This is a genomic window from Pukyongiella litopenaei, assembly GCF_003008555.2.
GTDB lineage: Bacteria > Pseudomonadota > Alphaproteobacteria > Rhodobacterales > Rhodobacteraceae > Pukyongiella > Pukyongiella litopenaei.
In genome coordinates this window covers 3,667,998-3,690,331 of record NZ_CP027665.1, presented here as the reverse complement: position 1 = coordinate 3,690,331, position 22,334 = coordinate 3,667,998, and the positions used below count along the sequence as shown (strand labels likewise).

Here is a 22,334-nt window from a genome sequence, read left to right as displayed (position 1 = left end):
TCAGTCATAGGGCCAGATCCCCTGCCCCAGCGCCTCGATGGCGATCTCGATCCGCTCGAAGCTGGCATGCGCGCGCGCCACGGTCGTGCGTGCCCGCAGGTAGCCATGCACCAGCCCCACCTCGTTGATCCACTGCGCCTTGCCGCCCGCGGCGATGATCCGGTCGCGATAGCTGCGCCCATCGTCGCGCAGCGGGTCGCAGTCGGCGGTCACGATAACCGTGGGCGGCAGGCCGCTGAAATCGATGTCCTGCAACGGCGCATAGGTCGGGTCGCCCCGGGGTTCGTCGCCGTGATAGCGCATCGCGCGGTAGAATTTCAGATCCGCGACCGTCAGCAGCGGCGCGTTGGCGTGGTCCGCGTAAGATCCGCCCTGCATCGGGCCGCCGAGCCCCGGATAGATCAGCACCTGCCCCAGCACCGACCCGAGCCGGCCACGGGCATGGTGCGACACTGCGGCCGCGAGGTTGCCGCCGGCGCTGTCGCCGGCCAGCACCATCGGCACGCCATATTCCTCCGCCGCCCATTGCGCCGCCATCCACGCATCCTCGAACTGGGCCGGGTGGCGATGTTCCGGGCAGAGCCGGTAATCCACCGACACCACCCGGAACCCGGTCATGGCGCAGATCTCGGCGCAGATATCGTCATGGCTGTCGAGCCCCCCGACGAGGAAGCCGCCGCCGTGGAAATAGACCACGGTCCGGGTGGGATCGCCCGCGGAATAGACCCGGACCGGCACGCTGCCGGCATCGCGATCGCCGGCCGTGACGCCGTCGGGATAACCCTGGTGAAAGGCGCGGCACATCTCGTCATAGACGCGGCGCTGATCCGCGATCGGGAACGCCACCGTGTCGTCGGGGTAATACGCCCCGGTCGCGCGGATGAAATCCCAGGTTTCGGCGTCGATCAGCTGATCGTAGTCCATCGCCGTGCCGCCCCGTCAGGCCACCCATTCCCAGGGCCGCGTGAAATCGCCCAGAACCCTGGCCACGGCATCCTTGTCGGCGCCGTTGTCGGCCACGCGTGCCACCAGCCCGCGTTTCTTGTCGTCGATCACATGGTCGACCCGCGCCGCAAGTCCCGCCTGTTCCAGCGCCGCGTCATAAACGCGGATGATCGCCTGTTTGCGCAGGTCCGGCTTGAACACCTTGCCGACCGCGGTCTTGGGCAGTTCGTCCACGATCGTGATGTGTTTCGGCCGTGCCGCCCGTTCGTGAACGTGGATATTGCAATACTCGATCAGGGCCTCGGGCGTGACGGTGGCGCCATCGACCAGTTCCACGAAGGCGCAGGGCAGTTCGCCGGCACGCGCATCGGGCTGACCGATCGCACCGGCAAAGGCGACCGCGTCATGGCCGAGCAGCGCCTCTTCGATTTCTGCGGGGTCGATATTGTGGCCGCCGCGGATGATCAGGTCCTTGGACCGGCCGGTGATCCACAGGTAGCCGTCGCTGTCGATCCGGCCCAGATCGCCGGTGCGCAGATATTTGTCGTGGTAGAACAGGTTCGCGTTCTTTTCGTCCTCGGTATAGGTGTGACCGGCATAGACGCCGGGGTTGGCGATGCAGATCTCGCCGATCTCGTCGATGGCGCATTCGACCGGCCCGGGCCCGTCGGGCGATCCCTTGTAGATCTTCACATCCGTATAGGGAAACGGAATGCCGATCGAGCCGACCTTCTTTTCGCCATCGACCGGGTTGCCGGAGACGAGACAGGTGGCCTCGGTCAGCCCGTAGCCTTCGATGATGGTCACGCCGGTCGCTTCCTCGAAACGGCGGAACAGTTCCAGCGGCAGCGGGGCCGATCCGGAAAACGCCTTTTTCACCGTCGAGATATCGGCATCGACCGGGCGCTGCATCGTGGCCGCGATGGCGGTGGGCACGGTGGCGATGAAGGTCGTCTTCCAGCGTTCGTTCAGTTTCCAGAAATTGTCGAACACCCCCTCGCCGCGATAGCCCTGCGGGGTGGGAAAGATCACATGGCACCCGCAATAGACCGCCGCCATCAGCATGACATGGCAGGCCATGACGTGGAACAGCGGCAGCGGACACATGATGTTGTCCTCGGCGGTCAGCAGCAATTCGCCCCCGACCCACCCGTTATAGACCATGCCGGAATAGAGGTGCTGCGCGACCTTCGGCATCCCGGTGGTGCCGCCGGTATGGAAACAGAACGCAACCCGGTCGCCCGGCGAATCCTCGAAATTCAGTGCCTTGGGCTGCTTTTCCAGTTCCTTGTTGAAGTTCAGGTAATCCGCATGGGCCAGGTGTTCGCGATCCTCGAACTTTGGCCGGATCAGCGGCACGATCCAGCTTTTGGGCGGGGTGAGATAACGGTTCAGGTCCACCTCGAGCACGGTGGTGACCTTGGGCGCGTGCCGCACCGCCTCGGCCACTTTCTGGGCCACGTCGGTTTTCGGGAACGGCTTGAGCGTCACCACCACCTTTGCCCCCGTTTCCCGCAGGATCGACGCGATCTGTTCGGGTTCCAGCAACGGGTTGATCGGGTTGACGATCCCGGCCACGGCGCCGCCCAGCAGCGCCAGGATGGTTTCGTTGCAGTTGGGCAGCACATAGGCGACCACGTCCTTTTCGCCGACGCCCAGCGACCGGAACAGGTTGGCGGCCTGACTCACCTTGTCCTTGAGCGTCGCCCATTTCAGCGTTTCCGCCTTGTCCGTCGGGCCCGAGAGTATCTGGAAGCTGAAGGCGTCATAGTCGGGAAAGCGCGCGGCGGTGTTCGACAACATCTGGTAGAGCGTCCGGGGAACGTCTCGCGCCTCCCAGGGCATTTCGTTCTCGATGGCGTCACGGTCAGCCACGGTTGCGATCGACATGTTCAGATTCTCCCCTCATCGCCCATTTTTCGGGCGGGCCTTGATTTCAGCCAAGATGAAAGGAATTGCGCGTTCGCGCAAGCACGCGAACCATGATAGCGCGTGTCAACGTCAAGGTGACGTTGCGCCAGCCCCGGCGCTATTCGGCGGCGACGCCTTCGGTGAACTGCATCCGCGCCAGCCGGGCATAAAGACCGCCCTCGGCCACGAGCTGGTCATGAGGTCCGGTGGCCACGATGCGGCCCTGGTCCATCACCACGATGCGGTCGGCCTTTTTCACCGTCGCCAGCCGGTGCGCCACGATCAGCGTGGTGCGCCCCCGCGCCAGCCCGTCGACCGCGTTCTGCACCGCGCGTTCGCTTTCGGCGTCCAGCGCGCTGGTCGCCTCGTCCAGCAGCAGGACCGGCGCGTCGCGCAGTATGGCCCGCGCAATCGCGATCCGCTGTTTCTGACCGCCCGACAGCATCACGCCGCGTTCGCCCAGCGGGCTGTCATAGCCATCGGGCAGCGCCGCGATGAACTCATGCGCGGCGGCGGCACGGGCGGCGGCCTCGACCTGTTCATCGGTGGCGTCGGGCTGCCCGAACCGGATATTGTCGCGGGCCGAGGCGGCAAAGATCACCGGATCCTGCGGCACCAGCGCGATCTCGCGGCGGAAATCGTCGCGCGCGAGCGCGGTCAGCGCCTGACCGTCCAGCCGCACCTGCCCACTGTCGGGGTCGTAAAACCGCAGGATCATCTGGATGATCGTGGTCTTGCCCGCCCCGGACGGGCCGACAAAGGCCACGGTTTCCCCCGGCGCGACGGTCAGCGACACGTCGTTCAGCGCCGCCGTGTCGGGCCGCGACGGGTAGTGGAAGAACACGCCGTCAAAGGTGATCTCGCCCCGGACCGGGCGCGGCAACGCGGCGGGTGTTTCCGGGTCGCGCACGCTGTCGCTGGCCTGCAGCAGCTCGACCAGCCGTTCGGTCGCACCGGCGGCGCGCTGCAATTCGCCCCAGATCTCCGACAGCGCGGCCACCGCGCCGGCGACCATGACCGAATAGATCACGAACTGGATCAGCGTGCCTTCGGTGATCGCGCCCGCGCGCACGTCATGCGCCCCCATCCAGAGCACCCCGACCACGCCGGAAAACACCAGGAAGATCACGATCACGGTCATCACCGCGCGGGTGGTGATGCGTTGCAATGCCACGTCATACGCGGTTTCGGTGATGCCCGCGAACTGGCTGCGGCTGGCCCCTTCATGGGTAAAGGCCTGCACCGTCTGCACCGCGCCGAGCGCCTCGGCTGCGTTGCCCGACGAGGCGGCAATCCAGTCCTGGTTCTTGCGGCTGATCGCGCGCAGGCGCCGTCCCAGCACCAGGATCGGCACGATCACCACCGGCACCAGCAGCAGCACCAGCCCCGCCAGCTTGGCCGACGTGAGCAGCATCAGGGCCATACCGCCGAGGAAAATCAATATGTTGCGAAGCGCAATTGACGCGGACGACCCGAGCACGGACTGGATCAGCGTGGTGTCGGTAGTGATCCGGCTCAGCACCTCGCCGGTCATGATGTTCTCGTAGAACTCCGGGCTCATGCCGATGACCCGGTCGAACACCGCCTTGCGGATATCGGCCACCACCCGTTCGCCCAGCCGGGTCACCAGCGCATAGCGCAGGCCGGTTCCGAGCGCGAGCAACAGCGCGATACCCAGCGCGGCCATGAAATAGACGTTGAGAAGGTCGCCATTCTCGACCCGGAAATTGTCGACCACCCGCCGCACCGCCAGCGGCAGCGTCAGCGACACCCCCGCCGTCAGCGTCAACGCCCCCAGTGCCGCCAGCACCAGACCGCGATAGGGGCGCATGAAGGGCCAGAGCGCGCGCAGCGTGCTCAGACGGCGCGACCCTTCGCGTTCTTCCTGTGCGCCGGGGGCGGAGGACTGCGGGGAACGGGATCTTCTCATGATCGGTCCTTCTCGGGTCGGGGCGTTGCGGCAAGACCGGGCGTCACCGCCTGCTTCCCGCGCCCGTTCTCATGGCCACCCAGACGGGCGGGGTCAAGCCATTGCCTGCCCCCGGCCCGGATCGAACCCTGCTTTCGGCGCCTTCAGCGGCGGCTTTCCGAGGCCGCCTTGCGGGTTGCTGCCACCTTCTCGGCCAGGTCGCGGGCAATCGCGAAGGCGCCCTTGATCTTGTCGCTGCCCTTGCGCCAGTCGCGGCGGATGACGATGCGATTGTCGCGCACCTTCGCCAGCCCGTCCTGGGCGCGGATGAATTCGACCAGCCCCTCGGGCGAGGCAAACTTGTCGTTGTGAAAGCGAATTGTCGCACCCTTCGGCCCGCCATCGAGCTTGGCGATGCCGGCCCGCTTGCACATCGCCTTGATGCGCACCACCAGCAGCAGCGTGTTGACCTCTTTCGGCAGCTTGCCGAACCGGTCGATCAGTTCGGCCGCGAACCCTTCCAGTTCCACCTTGGTCGACAGGCCCGACAGGCGCCGGTAGAGGCCCAGCCGCACATCGAGATCGGGCACATAATCCTCGGGGATCAGCACCGGAACGCCGAGGTTGATCTGCGGCGCCCACTGGTCGTCGGCGTCCGACAGCCCTTCCATTTCGCCGGCCTTGATCTTGGCCACCGCCTCTTCCAGCATCGACTGGTAGAGCTCATAGCCCACGTCGCGCATCTGGCCCGACTGTTCCTCGCCCAGCAGGTTGCCCGCGCCGCGAATGTCGAGATCCTGCGAGGCCAGCGTGAACCCCGCGCCCAGCGTGTCGAGACTGCCGAGGACGCGCAGCCGTTTTTCCGCCGCCGGCGTCAGCGGGGCGCGCGGCCGGGTGGTCAGATAGGCATAGGCGCGGGTCTTGCTGCGCCCCACCCGGCCCCGGATCTGATAGAGCTGCGCCAGCCCGAACATGTCGGCGCGATGCACGACCATGGTGTTGGCGGTGGGGATGTCGAGGCCGCTTTCGACGATGGTGGTGGCCAGCAGCACGTCGTATTTGCCGTCGTAGAACGCGTTCATGCGCTGGTCGAGTTCGCCCGCCGCCATCTGCCCATGGGCGACCACATAGGTCAGTTCGGGCAGCTGTTCCTTGAGGAATTCCTCGATCTCGCGCAGGTCGGTGATGCGCGGCACCACATAAAAGCTCTGCCCGCCGCGATAATGTTCGCGCAACAACGCCTCGCGGATGGTCACCGCGTCGAATTCGCTGACATAGGTGCGGATCGCCAGCCGGTCGACCGGCGGAGTGCCGATGATCGAAAGGTCCCGCACCCCCGACAGCGACAGCTGCAACGTGCGCGGGATCGGCGTCGCGGTCAGCGTGAGAACGTGGATATCGGTGCGCAACGCCTTCAGCCGCTCCTTGTGGGCAACGCCGAAATGCTGTTCCTCGTCGATCACCAGCAACCCGAGATTGGCAAAGCGGATCCCCTTGGCCAGCAGCGCATGGGTGCCCACCACGATGTCGACGGTACCCTTTGACAGGCCGTCGCGCGTTTTCTGCGCATCGCCCGACGACACGAACCGCGACAACTGGCGTACATTGACGGGAAAGCCGCGGAACCGTTCGGCAAAGCTGGCATAATGCTGCCGCGCAAGCAGCGTGGTCGGCGCGATCACGGCCACCTGCATTCCCGACATCGCCGCAACGAAGGCGGCACGCATGGCCACCTCGGTCTTGCCGAACCCGACATCGCCGCAGATCAACCGGTCCATCGGCGTGCCGGCGGTCATGTCGTCCAGCACATCCTTGATCGCGTTCAGCTGATCGTCGGTTTCCTGATAGGGAAACCGCGCCGAGAAGCTCTCCCAGGCGTGATGTTCGGGTTCCAGCACCGGCGCGCTGCGCAGGGCGCGTTCGGCGGCGATGCGGATCAGCCGGTCCGCGATTTCGCGGATACGTTCCTTGAGCTTTGCCTTTTTCGCCTGCCACGCGCCGCCGCCCAGCTTGTCCAGCAGCCCCTCTTCGTGGCCATAGCGCGACAGCAGCTCGATATTCTCCACCGGCAGGTAGAGCCGCGCGCCGTCGGCATATTCCAGGCTCAGGCATTCATGCGCCGCCCCCGCCGCCGTGATCACCTCGAGCCCGTGATAGCGCCCGATGCCGTGATCGACATGCACCACCAGGTCGCCCGGTGACAGCGATTGGGCCTCGGTCAGGAAATTCTCGGCCCGGCGGCGCCGGCGCGGAGCGCGGATCAGCCGGTCGCCCAGCACATCCTGTTCCGCGATCACCGTCAGGCGCCCGTCCGCCAGCGGCCCCTCGAACCCGTGTTCCAGCGGCCAGACCGCGAGATGCAGCCCGCGTTTGCCGATCCGCGTGCCGTCGGTTATCGGCACCGTCTCGGCCAGCCCCTCGTCTTCGATCAGCCCGGCCAGCCTTTCCCGCGCGCCTTCGGAATACGAGGCGATGACGACCGGCCCCGCCTCCATCCTAGCTTTAAGGTGATCGGCCAGAGCACCGAAAAGGCTTATGTTTTCCTGTTGGCGCTCGGGTGCGAAATTGCGGCCGATCCGCCCGCCCGCATCCACCACGCCGGGGCCAGAGGCCTGCGGCAGCGGATGGAACTGCACCGCCCGGCGCCCGGTCAGCGCGCCCGCCCAGGCATCGTCGTCGAGATAGAGCTGCCCCGGCGGGACCGGTTTGTAGACACTGTCGAGGGTCGATTTCGACCTCAGCGCCAGCTTGCGGGTCTCGTATTGGTCGGCGATCCCCTCCCAGCGCGACAACCGCGCGGGGGTAAGCTGGTCATCCAGCGTAACCGTCGCATCGGGGACGAAATCGAACAGGGTTTCCAGTCTTTCGTGAAAGAACGGCAGCCAATGTTCGACGCCCTGATGCTTGCGGCCCGCGCTGACCGCCTCATAGAGCGGATCGTCCGTGCCCGCCGCCCCGAACTCGATGCGGTAGTTCTGCCGGAAGCGTGTAATCGCGGCGTCATCGAGGATCACCTCGGAGACTGGGGCCAGTTCCACCAGGTCGAGCTTTTCGGTCGTGCGCTGGGTGGCCGGGTCGAACCGCCGCGCACCATCCAGCACATCCCCGAACAGGTCGAGCCGCACCGGCCCGCCCTCACCCGGCGGATAGATGTCGATGATGCCGCCCCGGATCGCATAGTCGCCGGGCTCCATCACCGTCGGCGCCTGCGCAAAGCCCATGCGCACGAGGAAATCCCGCAACGCGGCTTCGTCGATCTGGTATCCGACGCGGGCGGTGAACGCGGCATCGCGCAGCACATCCCGCGCGGGAACCTTCTGCATCGCGGCATTGAGCGTGGTCAGCAGCACGAAGCGCGGCGGCATCCCGTGCACCAGCGCGGCCAGCGTCGCCATGCGCCGCGCCGCGATCTCGGGATTGGGCGACACCCGGTCATAAGGAAGGCAATCCCAGCCCGGAAAATCCATCACCGGCATGTCCGGGGCAAAGAAGGCGAGCGCCGCGCGCATCGCCGCCATCCGCTTGTCGTCCCGCGCGACATGCAGCACCGGGGCGCCGCTCCGTACCGATTCGTCGAGGATCAGCCGCGCGTCGAACCCTTCGGGCGCGCCGCCCATGGTGATGTGTTTGGGATCGTTCATCGCCGTCTCCTCAGCCGCCCAGCACCGAGGTGGACAGGATGTGATAGGTGCCCCACATCGCGGTCAGGAAGATCGACACCGCACCGATCACCTGGGTCCTGATCCGGTGCCATGACAGCCGCCGGTGAAGGGCCGTGCCGGTCGTACCCTCGTTGGCGATGCGGTGCGCGGCGGACAGGCTCATCAGCCACACCAGCGTCAACGGCAGGCCCATCAGGAACAGCGCCTGCGCCAGTTCCAGATCATAGCCGAACCCCAGAACCGCGAGCCCCGACAGCAGGAAACTGCCGAGCGCGGGCAGCCAGATGCCGCCGGCCCGGCCGGCAGCAAGCAGCCGGTTCACGTTGACGCGGGCAACCGCCTCGAGATCGGCCTGGGCCTGCCCACCCATCCGCTGGGCCCGGCGGACCAGATCGAAGGGTATGCCCAGCACCCAGTAGCTGGCCGACGACCACATCACGGCCAGCCCGATCCAGTACCAGAGGCTGGAAAAGGATCGCATGTCGATCAGCCCGAAAATCGAGATATTCACGCGCCCTCTATCCGCCTTTTCGCCAGTCCTCGCAAATCCGCGCGGCAGGCGCGGCATCCGACACCCTTGCGGGTGGGGGTTTTCCATGCCACCCAAGGCGCAGTTCTGCAAGAAGGCAAGCGCCATGAAACCCACCGTCGCCCCCTTCCCCGCCGCCCGCCTGCGCCGCACGCGCCAGTCGCCGGCGATCCGCGCGCTGGTGCGCCAGTCCAGCCTGTCGGTGGATGACCTGATCTGGCCGATCTTCGTGCGCGCGGGCGAGGACATGGAGGAACCGGTGCCGTCGATGCCCGGTGTCGTGCGCCGCACCGTCGACCGGGCGGCCATCGCGGCGACAGAGGCCGCCGCGCTCGGCATCCCGGCAATCTGCATCTTTCCCTATACGGCGCAGGACGACCGGACCGAGGATTGCGCCGAAGCCTGGAGCCCCGACAACCTGTCGAACCGCGCCATCCGCGCGATCAAGGCCGCAGCGCCCGATATCGCGGTGATGACCGACGTGGCGCTCGACCCCTACAACATCAACGGCCATGACGGGTTCGTGGTCGATGGCGAGATCATCAATGATGAAACCGTCGAGGCGCTGGTCAGGATGACGCTGGCGCAGGCCGAGGCGGGTGCCGACATCATCGGGCCGTCGGACATGATGGACGGCCGGATCGGCGCCATGCGGGCCGCGCTCGAGGCGCAGGGCCACCGCAACGTGATGATCCTGTCCTATGCAGCGAAATACGCGTCCGCCTTCTATGGCCCGTTCCGCGACGCGGTGGGGGCGTCGGGCGCGCTGACCGGGGACAAGAAGACATACCAGATGGATCCGGGCAATTCGGACGAGGCATTGCGGCTGGTCCAGCGCGACCTGTCCGAGGGCGCGGATATGGTGATGGTCAAGCCGGGAATGCCCTACCTCGACATCTGCCGCCGCGTGAAGGACAGTTTCGGGGCGCCCACCTTTGCCTACCAGGTGTCGGGTGAATACGCGATGATCCGGGCGGCGGCGCTCAATGGCTGGATCGACGGCGAAAAGGCGATGCTCGAAAGCCTGCTGGCGTTCAAGCGGGCCGGATGTGACGGCATCTTGAGCTATTTTGCGCCCGAGGCCGCAAGGCTGCTGAACGGCTGATCTTCGCCCGATTGCCGGCCATATTTTGCCCGGATGATCTGGTCGCCTGTGGGCGGGCGGCGGCTGACTGGACGCGCATGCGCCGCGTGGACTAGGATTTTCATCGCTGGAACCCGGCCCGGCGAATGATGGCCGGGGCGGCATGGCCGATCGATCAAAGGGGAGCATCCAGGCATGAGCGGAACAGGTCATACCACGTTCCGGGTGTCACCGTCCGGCGACCCGATCATCGACGGCATTCTGTGGGACACCGCCTGGAGCGACCCGGCGATCACCTATTCCACCCCCTCCGGCAGGGCCGAATACGGATCGTTCTATGGCGAAGGTGAACAGGGGGGCCTGTTCTCGCTGTCGTCGCGGATGAAGGCGACGGTTGATTTCGCGCTGAGCGCCACGCGCGGACCGGTTGCTGCCGCCGGGTTCTCGGTCGAAGGGTTCACCGGCGTCAACATCAATTACACCTCCGCCGCAAATGCGCATATCCGCATCGCCCAGACCAGCCGCGATCCACATAATTTTGGCACGGCCTGGACCTATCTGCCGTCGACGGGCGCCGAAGGCGGTGATGTCTGGCTGTCAAATGTCCTTGAGGATTTCAGCACCCCGCGCGCGGGCAACTATGCGCATCACAGCCTGATCCATGAAATCGGCCACGGGCTGGGGCTGGATCACGGCCATGTCAGCGGCGCTTTCGGCGCCTTGCCCGCCGCGCGGGACAAGATGGAATATTCGCTGATGACCTACCGCGCCTATGCCGGTGATTCCGCGTGGTCATATTCCAATGAAACCTGGGGTTATGCCCAGACCTGGATGATGGCGGATATCGCGGCGCTGCAATATCTCTATGGCGCGGATTTCAACACCAACAGCGGCAATACGGTTTATTCATGGGTGCCGGGTTCAGGGATCACGCGGGTGAACGGCGCCACCGCGATCAACCCCGGCAACAACCGGATCTTTGCCACGATCTGGGATGGCGGCGGCACCGACACATACGACCTGCGCGCCTATACCAAGGCTGTTTCGGTGGATCTCAATCCCGGCGGCCATTCGTTGTTCTCCACCGGGCAACGGGTTCGGCTGAAACCGAACGATGCGGACGGGCCGGCGAAATACGCCGCCGGCAATATCTACAACGCCCTGCTCTATCAGGATGACACCCGGTCGCTGATCGAAAACGCCATTGGCGGTTCGGGTTGGGACACGCTGAAGGGCAACGCGGCCGCCAACCGGCTCAACGGCAATGCCGGCAACGACAATCTATACGGGCGCGCGGGCAATGACGTGCTGATCGGCGGCGCGGGCGGCGACCATCTCAACGGCGGGAGCGGGATCGACCGGGCAAGCTATTCCAGCGCCAGCACGGGCGTGCGGGCGGATCTCTATGCGCCATCCCGAAACACCGGCCACGCCAAGGGCGACAGCTATGTCTCCATCGAGGATATCTATGCAACCGCCCGCAACGATACCCTTCATGGCGATGGTGGCGCCAACACGATCTGGGGCGCGGATGGCCATGACCGGATCGTCGGCCGGGCCGGTGCGGACAGGCTGATCGGCGGCAATGGCAACGACAAGCTGGATGGCGGTTCGGGTGGGGACTGGCTGAACGGCGGCAACGGTTACGACCGTGCGGTCTATTACGGCGCGCCTGCCGGGCTCCGCGCCGACCTGCAATCGCCGGGCACCAATACCGGCCACGCCAGGGGCGATCGCTATGCGGCAATCGAGGAGATTTCCGGATCGAACTATGGCGACTATCTGCTTGGCAATGGTGGCGCCAACCTGATCTGGGGCGCGGACGGCCATGACCGGATCGTCGGCCGGGCCGGTGCGGACAGTCTGTCCGGCGGCAATGGCAACGACAAGCTGGATGGCGGTTCGGGCGGGGACTGGCTGAACGGCGGCAACGGTTACGACCGCGCGGTCTATTACGGCGCACCCGCCGGGCTCCGCGCCGACCTGCAATCGCCGGGCACCAATACCGGTCACGCCAGGGGCGATCGCTATGCGTCGATCGAGGAGATTTCCGGGTCGAACTATGGCGACCGTCTGTTCGGCGACCGTGGCGCCAACACGATCTGGGGTGCAGACGGCCACGACCTGATCGGTGGCCGGGGCGGTGCGGACTGGCTTTCGGGCGGGAACGGGAACGATCTGATCTATGGCGGCGACGGCAACGACCGGCTCTCGGGCGGCAACGGCAACGATCTGGTCCACGGCGGCAGCGGCAACGACCATCTCACGGGCGGCAACGGTTTCGATACTTTCGTGTTTGACCTGTCGTCGGGCAAGGACACCATTGCCGATTTCCGGCCCGTCGACACGATCAGGATCACGGGAGGGGCAGAACGCCTGTCCGATCTGAACTTTACCGATACCGCCGCCGGGCTGCTGGTCGAGTTTGCCAGCGTCGATATCTTCCTGAACGGCCTCGACCGCGCCGATGTAACAGCGGCGAATTTCGATTTCTTCTGATCCGGTCCGGCTGACCCCGGCTATTTCAGCTTGGACAGCTTGTCCTGCAATTCGGCCAGCTGTTTCTTGATCTCATCGAGATCTTCCGACGCTTCCTCGGCCGTGGGTTCGCCGATGTCGCGGGACGGCCCCGACCAGCCTTCGGCCAGTCCGCCCGTCATGGCCTTGAGGAATGCCTGCTGCTGCGCCTGCAGCGCCTCGAACCCGGGGATCTTGGTGATCGGGTTCATCGCGCTCATGCTTTCGACCATCTTGGACTGGCTTTCCCGCAGCATGTCGAAACTCGATTGCAGGAAATGCGGCATCATCCCGCCGCCGGGTATCATGTAGCTGCGCACGAGATCGTTGAGCACCGTCACCGGCAGCACGTTTTCGCCCTTGCTTTCGTGGTCGGCAATGATCTGCAGCAGGTATTGCCGCGTCAGGTCGTCACCGGTCTTGAGGTCGACGATCTTCACCTCGCGCCCGTCACGGATGAAGCCGGCGATATCGTCGAGCGTCACATAGTCGCTGGTCTCGGTATTGTAGAGCCTGCGGCTTGCATATCGCTTGATAAGCAGCTGTTTTTCCTCGTCACCCAACTCGCCGTCCTCCGCTCATGTCTGCATCGCAGAAAAAGACTATGCGAGCGCAGAACAAAAGAAAAGGGCGGGCCTCGCGGCCCGCCCTACGCGATTGCACCATTCGGGAGGAGGGAAGGTGCAGCTCGGCGTATATCCTGCCTTACTTGGCAGCGGCCTTCTTGGCCACGTTGGTCACCTCTTCGGTGGCCTTCTTGACGGCGGCGGTGGCGTCTTCCGCCACGTCCTTGCCTGCGGCCATCAGCAGTTCGACGGTTTCGGTCTGGGCCTTCTTGGCAACTTCGGCGTATGCGGCCAGGTTCTCGGCCGAAACTTCTGCCGATGCCGACACGAAATCGGTCACGGCCTTGGCATAATCGGCCGGCTCGGCCTTGGCCTTGGCAACATCGCCCAGCTTGGCGATGGTGTCCTTGGTCCACTTGTTCGAGATCTCGGCCGACTTCTCGGCGGCGGTCAGCGCAACGGCTGCCAGCTTCTCGTTCAGCGTCGCGGTGGTCTTGAACGTGTCTTCAAAGGCGGTCATGTCGACCGGGAACGCGCCCATGAAATCTTTGAGGGCGGCGGTGTAGTCTTGGGTCTTGGCCATCTTAGCAATCCTTGTCAGCGGTTCGGGACAACCCCGGTTTTATCTGTGCCACAAATCTAATGCTGCGCCGCCGCATTACAAGAGTTTTTTTCTGCACCGCAGCATTTTTCCGCCTACCCTGTGTTTTCAAAGGCTTGCTTTCTTCTTCACATAGCTTCCCGGCGCCGGTTCGAGCACCGGATGCTCAGAATCACCCGGCATTTGGGGCGCGGGAACCTTCTTGCCCGAGCGTTTCGACAACCATTTCTCCCAGCGCGGCCACCACGATCCTTCGTGAAAATCGGCGCCGTCGAACCATGCATCCGCCGGCAGCGACAGGTCGGTATTGGTGTAGTGGCCATATTTGTTCTTGCTGGGCGGGTTGACGATGCCCGCGATATGCCCCGATTGCGACACGATGAAGGTCTTGTTCTTCGAGCCCATCTTCTGCACGCCGCGATAGCAGTCCTTCCAGGCGGCGATGTGGTCGGTTTCGCAGGTCACCGCGCAGAGCGGCACATCCACGTCCGATACCTTCAGCCTGTGCCCCATCAGGTCGAACCCGCCTTCGGCGAAATCGTTGCTCTGGCACAGGCCGCGCAGATATTGCACCGCCATCCGGCCCGGCAGGTTCGCCCCGTCCCCGTTCCAGTAGAGCAGATCGAAGGCGGGCGGCGTTTCACCCATCATGTAGCTGCGGATCGCCGGCGTATAGACCAGGTCCTTCGACCGCAGATACGAGAAGGTCCGCGCCATCAGGTAGGATTGCAGAACCCCCTTGCGCTTGACCTCGGTTTCTATGCCGTCGATGAAATCATTGCTCAGGAACGGCGTAAATTCGCCCTGATCGGAAAAATCGGTCAGCGCGGTAAAGAAGGTGGCCGACTTGATCGAATTGTCGCCGGTCTGTTTGAGCAGCGACAACACCAGCGACAGCGTGGTGCCGGCGATGCAATAGCCCACGGCGTTGACCTGGGCCGATCCGGTGATGGCCTTCACCTCGCGGAATGCGGCCAGGTAGCCGTCCTCGATGTAATCCTCCAGCCCGGTATCGCTGTATGACGTGTCGGGGTTGATCCAGCTGACCACGAACAGGGTATAGCCCTGTTCGGTCACCCATTTTATCAGGCTGTTCTGCGCCTTCAGGTCAAGGATGTAGAACTTGTTGATCCAGGGCGGAAAGAGGACGATGGGCACCTCGCGCACCTGGTCCGTGGCCGGCCTGTACTGGATCAGTTCCATCATCCGGTTGCGATAGACCACGTCCCCCGGCGTGGTGGCGATGTTGCCGCCGATCTCGAATGCCTTCTCGTCGGCCAGGCGCACGACCAGTTCGCCATCGTTGGCTTCGAGATCCTTGACCAGATTTTCCAGCCCGTCCACCAACGACTGGCCATCGGTTTCCAGCGCGCGTTCGAGCGCATCGGGGTTGGTGGCCAGGAAATTGGTCGGCGCCAGAAGATCGGCGATCTGGTCGGCGAAATAGGACAGCCGGCGTTTTTCCTTCTCGTCCATACCCTCGATGGACTGCACCGCGTCGCGCAACGCCGCCGCATTGGTCTGGTATTGCTGCCTGACGAAACTGAAAAACGGATGCGTATCCCACAGCGGGTTCGAGAACCGCCTGTCCGCGGGGCCCTCGTTCCCGGCCTCGTCCGTCGGGCAGCCGATCAGCGTCTTTTGCGCCTCGGCGAAATGCAGCACCGATTTCGACCAGAATTCGACCTGCTGTTCGAGCAGCCGGGCCGGGTTGCGAAGCGCCTCATTCCAATAGGATAGGGCCGCCCTGGCAAACAATTCCTGATTCGGACCGTCCAGCGCGGGGTTGTGGCCGGTCTTGTTGGACATCACCCCCACCAATCGCCTCGACAGGACCTCGACTTTTCCTAGGTTTTCCATCAACCGGTCGAGATGTTCCTTCGACATCTCGCCGGAGCCGCCCTGGGTAGTTGTCATTTGAAATGTTCCCCAATAACCTCGCCGCCACGCAGCAACCATCATACGTCGCCACGTTCGGGAGGCAAAGCGGCGAATGGTCCGTCTCCGGGCGGACGCCAACAAGTAGGTAACCCGAATGCAGTACATGATGAGCTACGACCTGATGGAGACCTATCGCAACACCAACCAGTGGTTGGGTGCCTCGGCGCTGGCGATGGCCTCGTATCCGGTCTTTTCGATGGTGCCGAACCCGGCCCTGAACTGGATGGCGGCCTGGGGCGAAGTGACCGAGCGCACGTTTCAACGGATGGTGGTCAAACCCGACTGGGGCATCCGCACCTTCACCTGCAAGGATGGCAAGGACCATCTGGTCGACATAGAAACGGTCGTCGAACGCCCCTTTGGCGATCTGGTCCATTTCAACGTCGCGGGCCGCGAAACCCGCCCGCGCAAGGTGCTGCTGGTGGCACCGATGTCCGGCCATTACGCCACGCTGCTGCGGTCGACGGTGAAAAGCCTTCTGGTCGATTGCGAGGTTTATGTGACCGACTGGCACAACGCCCGCGACATCCCGGTCTCGGCGGGCAAGTTCGATATCGAGGACTACACGCTCTACCTGGTTGATTTCATGCGCGAGATGGGTCCCGACACCCATGTGATCGCGGTCTGCCAGCCGGCCCCCCTGACGCTGGCGGCCACCGCCTACCTGGCCGAGCAGGACCCCGATGCGCAGCCGCGCACCCTGACCCTGATCGGCGGGCCGGTCGACCCCGATGCCGCCGCGACCGACGTGACCGATTTCGGCCGCCGGGTGACGATGGGCCAGCTCGAACGGTTCATGATCCAGCGTGTCGGGTTCAAATATCCGGGCGTGGGGCGCAAGGTTTATCCGGGGCTGCTGCAGCTCTCGTCGTTCATGTCGATGAACGCGGAACGCCATGCCAATGCCTTTTCCGACCAGATTTCGCGTGTGATGCGCGGTTTGGCCTCGGATCACGATGCCCATAACCGGTTCTACGACGAATACCTGGCGGTGATGGACATGACCGCGGAATTCTATCTCTCGACGGTCGAGCGGGTGTTCAAGAACCGGGAAATCGCCCGCAACGTGTTCGTGGTCGATGGCCACCAGGTCGATATCGGCAAGATCACTAATGTCGCCGTGATCACCGTCGAAGGCGCCAAGGACGACATCTCGGCCCCCGGCCAGTGCATCGCGGCGCTGGATCTGTGCACCGGTCTGGCGGATGACAAGAAAGCCAGCCATGTCGAGCCCGGCGCCGGCCATTACGGCATTTTCGCCGGCCGGTCCTGGCGCGACAATATCCGCCCGCTGGTGCTGGATTTCATCGACGCCAACAGCGGCGGGCCGACCCGCAGGCCCGGCAAGGCCGCCAACCGCAACGCGGCCGCCTGATCCCGTGGCCCGCCGGCGCAAGGGCAAGGGGCCGCTGGGCCTGTCCTGCCGGTGCGGCGGCTTTCACGCCACGCTCTCGGCGGACGGGCTGCGCGCGGCAACCCATGTGACCTGTCAATGCGCCGACTGCCGCGCGGCGCATCTGCATTTCCACCAACCCGATCCCGCTGGCGAAGGCGTGCATGTGCTGCAGACCACACCCGATGCGCTGACCATCATTTCGGGCGCCGACAAACTGGCGGTCATGCGGCTTAGTCCAAAGGGGCTGTTCCGCTGGTATGCATCCTGCTGCAACACACCGCTGTTCAACACGCTCGCCAGCCCGAAACTGCCATTTGCGGGGATCGTGGCGGATCGGTTCGACGATATCAACGCCCTCGGACCGGTGGTGGTGCGGGCGCATATCCCGAAACAGGGCGGCGGCTATCGCCACGAACATTACGCGCGGGCCGGCTGGGGCATCCTTTCACGCATGATCGCCGCGCGCCTGTCCGGGCGCTGGCGTCATAGCCCGTTCTTCGACATCGAAACCGGAGAGCCAACCGGCCCGGTCACGGTGCTGACCAAAGAGGCCCGCGCGGCGCTCAGTCGCTGAAGTTACTGCCCGGGTCCGGCGGCAGGACCGGGGGCCAGCCCCCGGACCCCCGGAGTTTATCCGGCAAGATGAAGGATGGGCCGATCCTTTAGGGAGGGGCGATGCCCCGGAAAGGCGGGAAATCCGCATGGCGGACGCGGCGCATCGCCGGGGATGCGGCCGGGGTCTCGCCCGCGCGCAGCAGGCAGCCGCGCGGCGCGATATAGCTGTCGATGCGCCGGAGCGGTTCGGGCCGCCAGACCAGGTTGAACGCGCAAAGTTTCGGGAAGAACCAGATCTCGGAGTAGTCGAGGTGATCGTGCAGCCACCAGGCCAGGTCGCGCCAGTCCCGCCCCTGGGCATATTGGTCGGCGAACCAGGGGATCACCACGGACGCGCCGGCGATCCGGTCGGCCCCGCGCCCGCGATCCCAGATATGGCATTCCAGCGGGTGATCGTTGCGGGCACAGTTGAGCCCATGGGCATTGCCAAACGCATTCAGCGATGCCGAGCGATAGCCCGAGCGCACGGCCATCCGGCCAAAGGTTTCCTGCAGCGGGTCCATCAGCGTCTCGCAGAAGGCCCGGCCGCAGTCTATCGCCAGGTCCGGATCGTCGGGTATGTTCGCGAGCGCATGGAAGCCGGCGATTTCCGAATAGAGGAAGTCACGCATGAAGAAATGCCTGGAAAGCCTTACGCGGCCGAGGTTTTCCAGCCCCCGCATGCTGCCGGGGCGGCGCATCTCAATAGCCGTCCCAGCGGAACGCCCCGTCCGGCCCCAGCGGCGAGAAAGGATTGAACGCCACCTCCCAGACATGGCCGTCCGGGTCGCGGAAATACCCGATATGGCCACCCCAGAACACGTCATGGGCCGGTTTGAGGATTTCGGCGCCGGCGCCCTCTGCCCGCGCCAGCACCTGCGCCACCTCGGCTTTCTCGCGGCAGTTGCAGGCCAGCGTCATCGCCCCATGGCCAAGATCCGCCATGTCGAGCCCCATGTCGCGCGCGAGATTTTCCAGCGGGTAGAGCCCGAGCGTCTGCCCCAGCAGGTCATAGGTGATGATGCCCTCGGGCGTGTCCACCCGCCGCCACCCCAACGCGTCGTAGAACGTGCTTGCCCGCGCCAGATCGCGCACGCCCAGCGTGATCAGGCTCACCCGTTGATCCATTGCGTCCTCCCTTCCCCTGTGGCCGGGACCGCGCCATACCGCCGGCCCCGGCCCTGCCCTGACCCGGTGTCAGGACAGGATGTCGTCGATCGCGGCCTCGATCAATGTCAGGCACGGCCCGTCCGAGAACCGATGATCGGCGTCCTTGACCAGCAGCAACCGCATGTCGTCGCAATCGGCATGGTCGAGCAACCGCAGGGCGGTTGCGGTCGAAACGGCCGTATCGGCGGTGCCCTGCAGGCAGCGGACGGGAAACGGCAGCCGCAGCGGATCGCGCAGCACCAGCCGGTTGCGCCCGTCCTCGATCAGGCGGCGGGTGATGATGTAGGGCTCCATGTAATCCGACGGCATCTCGACCTGGCCGTCACGGTCCAGCGCCGTTTTCTGATCCTCGGTGAACCGGGCCCAATAGCCGTCCTCGGTAAAATCCGGCGCCGCGGCGATGGTGACCATGCCCGCGATGCGTTGGGGTCGCGCCCGCGCCAGCAGCAGCGCCTGCCACCCCCCCATCGAGGACCCGACCACCACCAGCGGCGCCCCGGCCAGGCCATCGACAGCGGCCAGGACATCCTCGTGCCAGTCGCCGATGCAGCCGACCTCGAAAGAGCCTGAGCTTTCGCCATGTCCGGAATAGTCGAACCGCAGATAGGCCCGCCCGCGCGCCCGTGCCCAGGCCTCGAGATGCACCGCCTTGGTGCCTTCCATGTCGGATTTCAGCCCGCCCAGAAAGACGATGCACGGCCCCTGCCCTTCGGTCCGGTGATAGGCGATGCGGCGGCCCTGCGGCGTATCGAGAAAGGTAGTGGCGGTCATGTTCGGCCCTTCGATGGTCTGGCGCGATCATGGCCGCAGCCGCCGGGGGCTGCAACGGCATTGTCATGCCCGTGATCGCCCCCGTGGTTGCCCACGAGATCGCCCCCGTGGTTGACATGGCCCGCCCGTCTGGTCAAAAGACGCCGCACGACATACCCGCAACCGGGCGTTCCGTGGGCGCCAAACCGACGAGGAGAGCCAGAACATGGCCCAGATTTCCCTGACCTTTCCCGATGGCAATATCCGATCCTTCGAGGCCGGCGTGACGCCTGCGCAGGTGGCCACCGACATTTCGACCTCGCTGGGCAAGAAGGCGGTCTCGGCAACGGTGAACGGCGCCCATTGGGATCTGCAATGGCCGATCGGCGACGACGCGACCATCGCCATTCACACGATGAAGGACGAACCGCAGGCCAATGAACTGATCCGCCACGATTTCGCCCATGTGATGGCCCGCGCGGTGCAGGAGATCTGGCCCGCCACCAAGGTCACCATCGGCCCGGTCATCGAGAACGGCTGGTATTACGATTTCGACCGCGACGAGCCGTTCACGCCCGAGGATCTCGGCCTGATCGAAGCGAAGATGAAGGAGATCGTCAACAAGCGCGACCCGGTCACCACCGAGGTCTGGCAACGCGCGCGCGCGATCGACTATTACAAGGCCAACAACGAGCCCTACAAGGTCGAGCTGGTCGAGGCGATCCCCGAGGGCGAGGACCTGCGCATGTACTGGCACGGCCACTGGCAGGATCTGTGCCGCGGCCCGCACCTGCAGCATACCGGGCAGTTGCCGGGCGACGCGTTCAAGTTGATGAGCATTGCCGGCGCCTATTGGCGCGGCGACAGCAACCGGCCGATGCTGCAACGTATCTACGGCGTCGCGTTCCAGAACCGCGACAAGCTGAAGGCCCATCTGCACATGCTGGAGGAGGCCGCCAAGCGCGACCACCGCAAGCTGGGCCGCGAGATGGACCTGTTCCACATGCAGGAGGAAGCCCCCGGCCAGGTGTTCTGGCACCCGAACGGCTGGACGGTCTATACCACGCTGCAGGACTACATGCGCCGCAAGCAGCGCGCCGGCGGCTATCGCGAGATCAACACGCCGCAGGTGGTGGACCGCAAGCTGTGGGAAGCCTCGGGCCATTGGGAAAAATACCAGCACCACATGTTCCTGGTCGAGGTGGATGAAAGCCGCGATGGCGAAACCGACGATGCCAAGGCCCGGAACCGCGACCAGACCCGGATCAACGCGCTCAAGCCGATGAACTGCCCCTGCCATGTGCAGGTCTTCAACCAGGGGCTCAAGAGCTACCGCGATCTGCCGCTGCGGCTGGCCGAGTTCGGATCCTGCGCGCGGTTCGAACCCTCGGGCGCGCTGCACGGGATCATGCGCGTGCGCGGCTTTACCCAGGACGATGCGCATATCTTCTGCACCGAGGACCAGATCCAGGAGGAATGCGCCCGCTTCATCGACTTCCTCGCCGATGTCTATCGCGAACTGGGATTCGAGGATTTCGAGATCCGTTTTGCCACCCGCCCCGAGAAACGGGTGGGATCGGACGAAAGCTGGGACCATGTCGAGGGTGCGCTGGAAAAGGCGATCAAGGCGGTGGGCCGCGACTATGTGCTCGAGCCGGGCGACGGGGCATTCTATGGGCCCAAGCTCGATTTCTACCTGACCGACGCGATCGGACGGGTCTGGCAATGCGGCACCTTTCAGGTCGACCCCAACCTGCCCGAACGGCTGGGGGCCAGCTATGTCGGGGCCGATGGCGACCGGCACCGGCCCTACATGCTGCACCGGGCCTGTCTCGGGTCGTTCGAACGGTTCATCGGGATCCTGATCGAGAACTGGGAAGGCAAGCTGCCCTTCTGGCTGGCGCCGCGCCAGGTGGTGGTCGCGTCGATCACCTCGGAGGCCGACGATTATGTGGCCGAGGTCGTGGCCGAGCTGCAAAAGGCCGGGGTGCGTGCCGAGGCGGACACGCGGAACGAAAAGATCAATTTCAAGGTCCGCGAACATTCCGTCGGCAAGGTGCCGGTGATCCTGGCCGTCGGCGCCCGCGAGGTCGAGGAACGCACCGTGACGTTGCGCCGGCTGGGCGAGAAACGCACCCGCGTCGAGACGCTGGCCGATGTAACAAACGCGCTCAGCCGCGAGGCCACGGCGCCCGACCTGCTGTAACATTTGCCGCGATATACCCTGAAAACGGCCTCCTGACGGGGGCCGTTTTGTTTCAGACCTGCATTTCTGGTTGTTTTTCAGGGCGCAGCGCCTGAAACCTGTGTCACGCCGGCTGATACGGACGTGAGACACGGGGTCGTGAATTCTGCCCGTGCCGCGCCCGGTTTACTCTGCCGATACCGATAGACCACGATCCACCTGAGGGAGAACCAGACAGATGTCGAATACCGCAAAGACCCTGGCCGTCGCCAGCGCCGTTGCTGCCGCGCTCGCCAGCCACGCCACCACCGCCTCGGCCCAGTCCAAGGAAAAATGCTATGGCGTGTCGATGGCCGGCCAGAACGACTGCGCCGCCGGTCCCGGCACCACCTGCGCGGGCACGTCGACCGTCGACTACCAGGGCAACGCCTGGAAGCTGGTCGATGCCGGAACATGCGCCGAGATCGACCTGCCGGCGATGGCCGACGGCACCGAACGCAAGGGGTCGCTCAGCGCGCTCGAACGCGACCTGCCGGCCTGATTGCGGCGGCACACAGGGGATGGTCGGGACGGG

Annotated in this window: 17 protein-coding genes; 6 read left to right on the top strand and 11 right to left on the bottom strand. The window is 64.9% G+C overall.

The genetic code is table 11. The features are described 5' to 3' along the window. The 5 genes from C6Y53_RS17965 to C6Y53_RS17945 form a co-directional block, all read right to left on the bottom strand. Positions 1–924 carry an alpha/beta hydrolase gene (locus C6Y53_RS17965; RefSeq protein WP_106473677.1) on the bottom strand — a complete coding sequence of 308 codons (924 nt, stop codon included), beginning with the start codon at positions 922–924 and terminating at the stop codon, positions 1–3. A 15-nt stretch (positions 925–939) separates the two neighbouring features. Beyond that, entirely contained in the window at positions 940–2,835 is a 1,896-nt protein-coding gene (locus C6Y53_RS17960) for an acyl-CoA synthetase (RefSeq protein ID WP_106473676.1), read from the bottom strand. Positions 2,836–2,974: 139 nt separating this feature from the next. Next, positions 2,975–4,786, bottom strand: a complete 1,812-nt coding sequence (locus C6Y53_RS17955) for an ABC transporter transmembrane domain-containing protein (protein WP_106473675.1) — start codon at positions 4,784–4,786, stop codon at positions 2,975–2,977. Between the two features lie 143 nt (positions 4,787–4,929). Then, positions 4,930–8,406, bottom strand: coding sequence for a transcription-repair coupling factor (mfd, locus tag C6Y53_RS17950; RefSeq protein ID WP_106473674.1), 3,477 nt, complete (start codon positions 8,404–8,406; stop codon positions 4,930–4,932). 10 nt (positions 8,407–8,416) lie between these two features. Continuing rightward, positions 8,417–8,938, bottom strand: coding sequence for a component of SufBCD complex (locus C6Y53_RS17945; protein WP_244614879.1), 522 nt, complete (start codon positions 8,936–8,938; stop codon positions 8,417–8,419). 124 nt (positions 8,939–9,062) lie between these two features. Between C6Y53_RS17945 and hemB the strand changes: the two genes are divergently transcribed. Next, a complete protein-coding gene (gene hemB, locus C6Y53_RS17940) occupies positions 9,063–10,061 on the top strand; it encodes a porphobilinogen synthase (protein ID WP_106474185.1) in 999 nt (332 codons plus the stop codon). Between the two features lie 174 nt (positions 10,062–10,235). Beyond that, positions 10,236–12,539: a M10 family metallopeptidase gene (locus C6Y53_RS17935; RefSeq protein WP_149615556.1), complete on the top strand. Its 2,304-nt coding sequence runs from the start codon at positions 10,236–10,238 to the stop codon at positions 12,537–12,539. A 20-nt stretch (positions 12,540–12,559) separates the two neighbouring features. Here C6Y53_RS17935 and phaR read toward each other — a convergent pair whose 3' ends face one another. The 3 genes from phaR to C6Y53_RS17920 all read right to left on the bottom strand — a co-directional run bounded on the left by phaR (position 12,560) and on the right by C6Y53_RS17920 (position 15,641). After that, complete coding sequence (gene phaR, locus C6Y53_RS17930; RefSeq protein WP_106473673.1) at positions 12,560–13,120, bottom strand: polyhydroxyalkanoate synthesis repressor PhaR; 561 nt, start codon at positions 13,118–13,120, stop codon at positions 12,560–12,562. A 142-nt stretch (positions 13,121–13,262) separates the two neighbouring features. Continuing rightward, a complete protein-coding gene (locus C6Y53_RS17925) occupies positions 13,263–13,706 on the bottom strand; it encodes a phasin, PhaP (RefSeq protein WP_106473672.1) in 444 nt (147 codons plus the stop codon). Between the two features lie 126 nt (positions 13,707–13,832). Continuing rightward, positions 13,833–15,641 carry a PHA/PHB synthase family protein gene (locus C6Y53_RS17920; RefSeq protein ID WP_106473671.1) on the bottom strand — a complete coding sequence of 603 codons (1,809 nt, stop codon included), beginning with the start codon at positions 15,639–15,641 and terminating at the stop codon, positions 13,833–13,835. 118 nt (positions 15,642–15,759) lie between these two features. Here C6Y53_RS17920 and phaZ point away from each other — a divergent pair, with 118 nt between their 5' ends. Both phaZ and C6Y53_RS17910 read left to right on the top strand, forming a co-directional pair. Then, positions 15,760–17,040: a polyhydroxyalkanoate depolymerase gene (gene phaZ, locus C6Y53_RS17915; RefSeq protein ID WP_106473670.1), complete on the top strand. Its 1,281-nt coding sequence runs from the start codon at positions 15,760–15,762 to the stop codon at positions 17,038–17,040. Positions 17,041–17,044: 4 nt separating this feature from the next. Next, positions 17,045–17,635 (top strand): DUF6151 family protein, encoded by a 591-nt coding sequence (locus tag C6Y53_RS17910; protein WP_244614878.1) that lies wholly within the window; start codon positions 17,045–17,047, stop codon positions 17,633–17,635. An 88-nt stretch (positions 17,636–17,723) separates the two neighbouring features. Here C6Y53_RS17910 and C6Y53_RS17905 read toward each other — a convergent pair whose 3' ends face one another. From C6Y53_RS17905 to C6Y53_RS17895, 3 genes are all read right to left on the bottom strand, one after another. Next, a complete protein-coding gene (locus C6Y53_RS17905; protein ID WP_106474182.1) occupies positions 17,724–18,338 on the bottom strand; it encodes a hypothetical protein in 615 nt (204 codons plus the stop codon). A gap of 19 nt (positions 18,339–18,357) precedes the next feature. Then, on the bottom strand, positions 18,358–18,783 hold the full coding sequence (locus C6Y53_RS17900; protein WP_106473669.1) for a VOC family protein: 426 nt from the start codon (positions 18,781–18,783) through the stop codon (positions 18,358–18,360). A 69-nt stretch (positions 18,784–18,852) separates the two neighbouring features. Then, positions 18,853–19,596 (bottom strand): alpha/beta hydrolase, encoded by a 744-nt coding sequence (locus C6Y53_RS17895; RefSeq protein WP_106473668.1) that lies wholly within the window; start codon positions 19,594–19,596, stop codon positions 18,853–18,855. Positions 19,597–19,801: 205 nt separating this feature from the next. Here C6Y53_RS17895 and thrS point away from each other — a divergent pair, with 205 nt between their 5' ends. Both thrS and C6Y53_RS17885 read left to right on the top strand, forming a co-directional pair. Further along, positions 19,802–21,781, top strand: coding sequence for a threonine--tRNA ligase (gene thrS, locus C6Y53_RS17890; protein WP_106473667.1), 1,980 nt, complete (start codon positions 19,802–19,804; stop codon positions 21,779–21,781). A 217-nt stretch (positions 21,782–21,998) separates the two neighbouring features. Then, the gene (locus tag C6Y53_RS17885; RefSeq protein ID WP_106473666.1) at positions 21,999–22,301 is read left to right on the top strand and encodes a BufA1 family periplasmic bufferin-type metallophore; all 303 of its coding nucleotides are present in this window, start codon (positions 21,999–22,001) and stop codon (positions 22,299–22,301) included. The last annotated feature ends 33 nt before the right edge of the window (positions 22,302–22,334 follow it).

What these genes read in the sequence shown, in the direction of transcription:
- C6Y53_RS17965 (WP_106473677.1), bottom strand. Translation starts at nt 924, where the DNA reads ATGGACTACGATCAGCTGATCGACGCCGAAACCTGGGATTTCATCCGC.
- C6Y53_RS17960 (WP_106473676.1), bottom strand. Translation starts at nt 2,835, where the DNA reads ATGTCGATCGCAACCGTGGCTGACCGTGACGCCATCGAGAACGAAATG.
- C6Y53_RS17955 (WP_106473675.1), bottom strand. Translation starts at nt 4,786, where the DNA reads ATGAGAAGATCCCGTTCCCCGCAGTCCTCCGCCCCCGGCGCACAGGAA.
- mfd (WP_106473674.1), bottom strand. Translation starts at nt 8,406, where the DNA reads ATGAACGATCCCAAACACATCACCATGGGCGGCGCGCCCGAAGGGTTC.
- hemB (WP_106474185.1), top strand. Translation starts at nt 9,063, where the DNA reads ATGAAACCCACCGTCGCCCCCTTCCCCGCCGCCCGCCTGCGCCGCACG.
- C6Y53_RS17935 (WP_149615556.1), top strand. Translation starts at nt 10,236, where the DNA reads ATGAGCGGAACAGGTCATACCACGTTCCGGGTGTCACCGTCCGGCGAC.
- C6Y53_RS17925 (WP_106473672.1), bottom strand. Translation starts at nt 13,706, where the DNA reads ATGGCCAAGACCCAAGACTACACCGCCGCCCTCAAAGATTTCATGGGC.
- C6Y53_RS17920 (WP_106473671.1), bottom strand. Translation starts at nt 15,641, where the DNA reads ATGACAACTACCCAGGGCGGCTCCGGCGAGATGTCGAAGGAACATCTC.
- phaZ (WP_106473670.1), top strand. Translation starts at nt 15,760, where the DNA reads ATGCAGTACATGATGAGCTACGACCTGATGGAGACCTATCGCAACACC.
- C6Y53_RS17905 (WP_106474182.1), bottom strand. Translation starts at nt 18,338, where the DNA reads ATGCGGGGGCTGGAAAACCTCGGCCGCGTAAGGCTTTCCAGGCATTTC.
- C6Y53_RS17900 (WP_106473669.1), bottom strand. Translation starts at nt 18,783, where the DNA reads ATGGATCAACGGGTGAGCCTGATCACGCTGGGCGTGCGCGATCTGGCG.
- C6Y53_RS17895 (WP_106473668.1), bottom strand. Translation starts at nt 19,596, where the DNA reads ATGACCGCCACTACCTTTCTCGATACGCCGCAGGGCCGCCGCATCGCC.
- thrS (WP_106473667.1), top strand. Translation starts at nt 19,802, where the DNA reads ATGGCCCAGATTTCCCTGACCTTTCCCGATGGCAATATCCGATCCTTC.
- C6Y53_RS17885 (WP_106473666.1), top strand. Translation starts at nt 21,999, where the DNA reads ATGTCGAATACCGCAAAGACCCTGGCCGTCGCCAGCGCCGTTGCTGCC.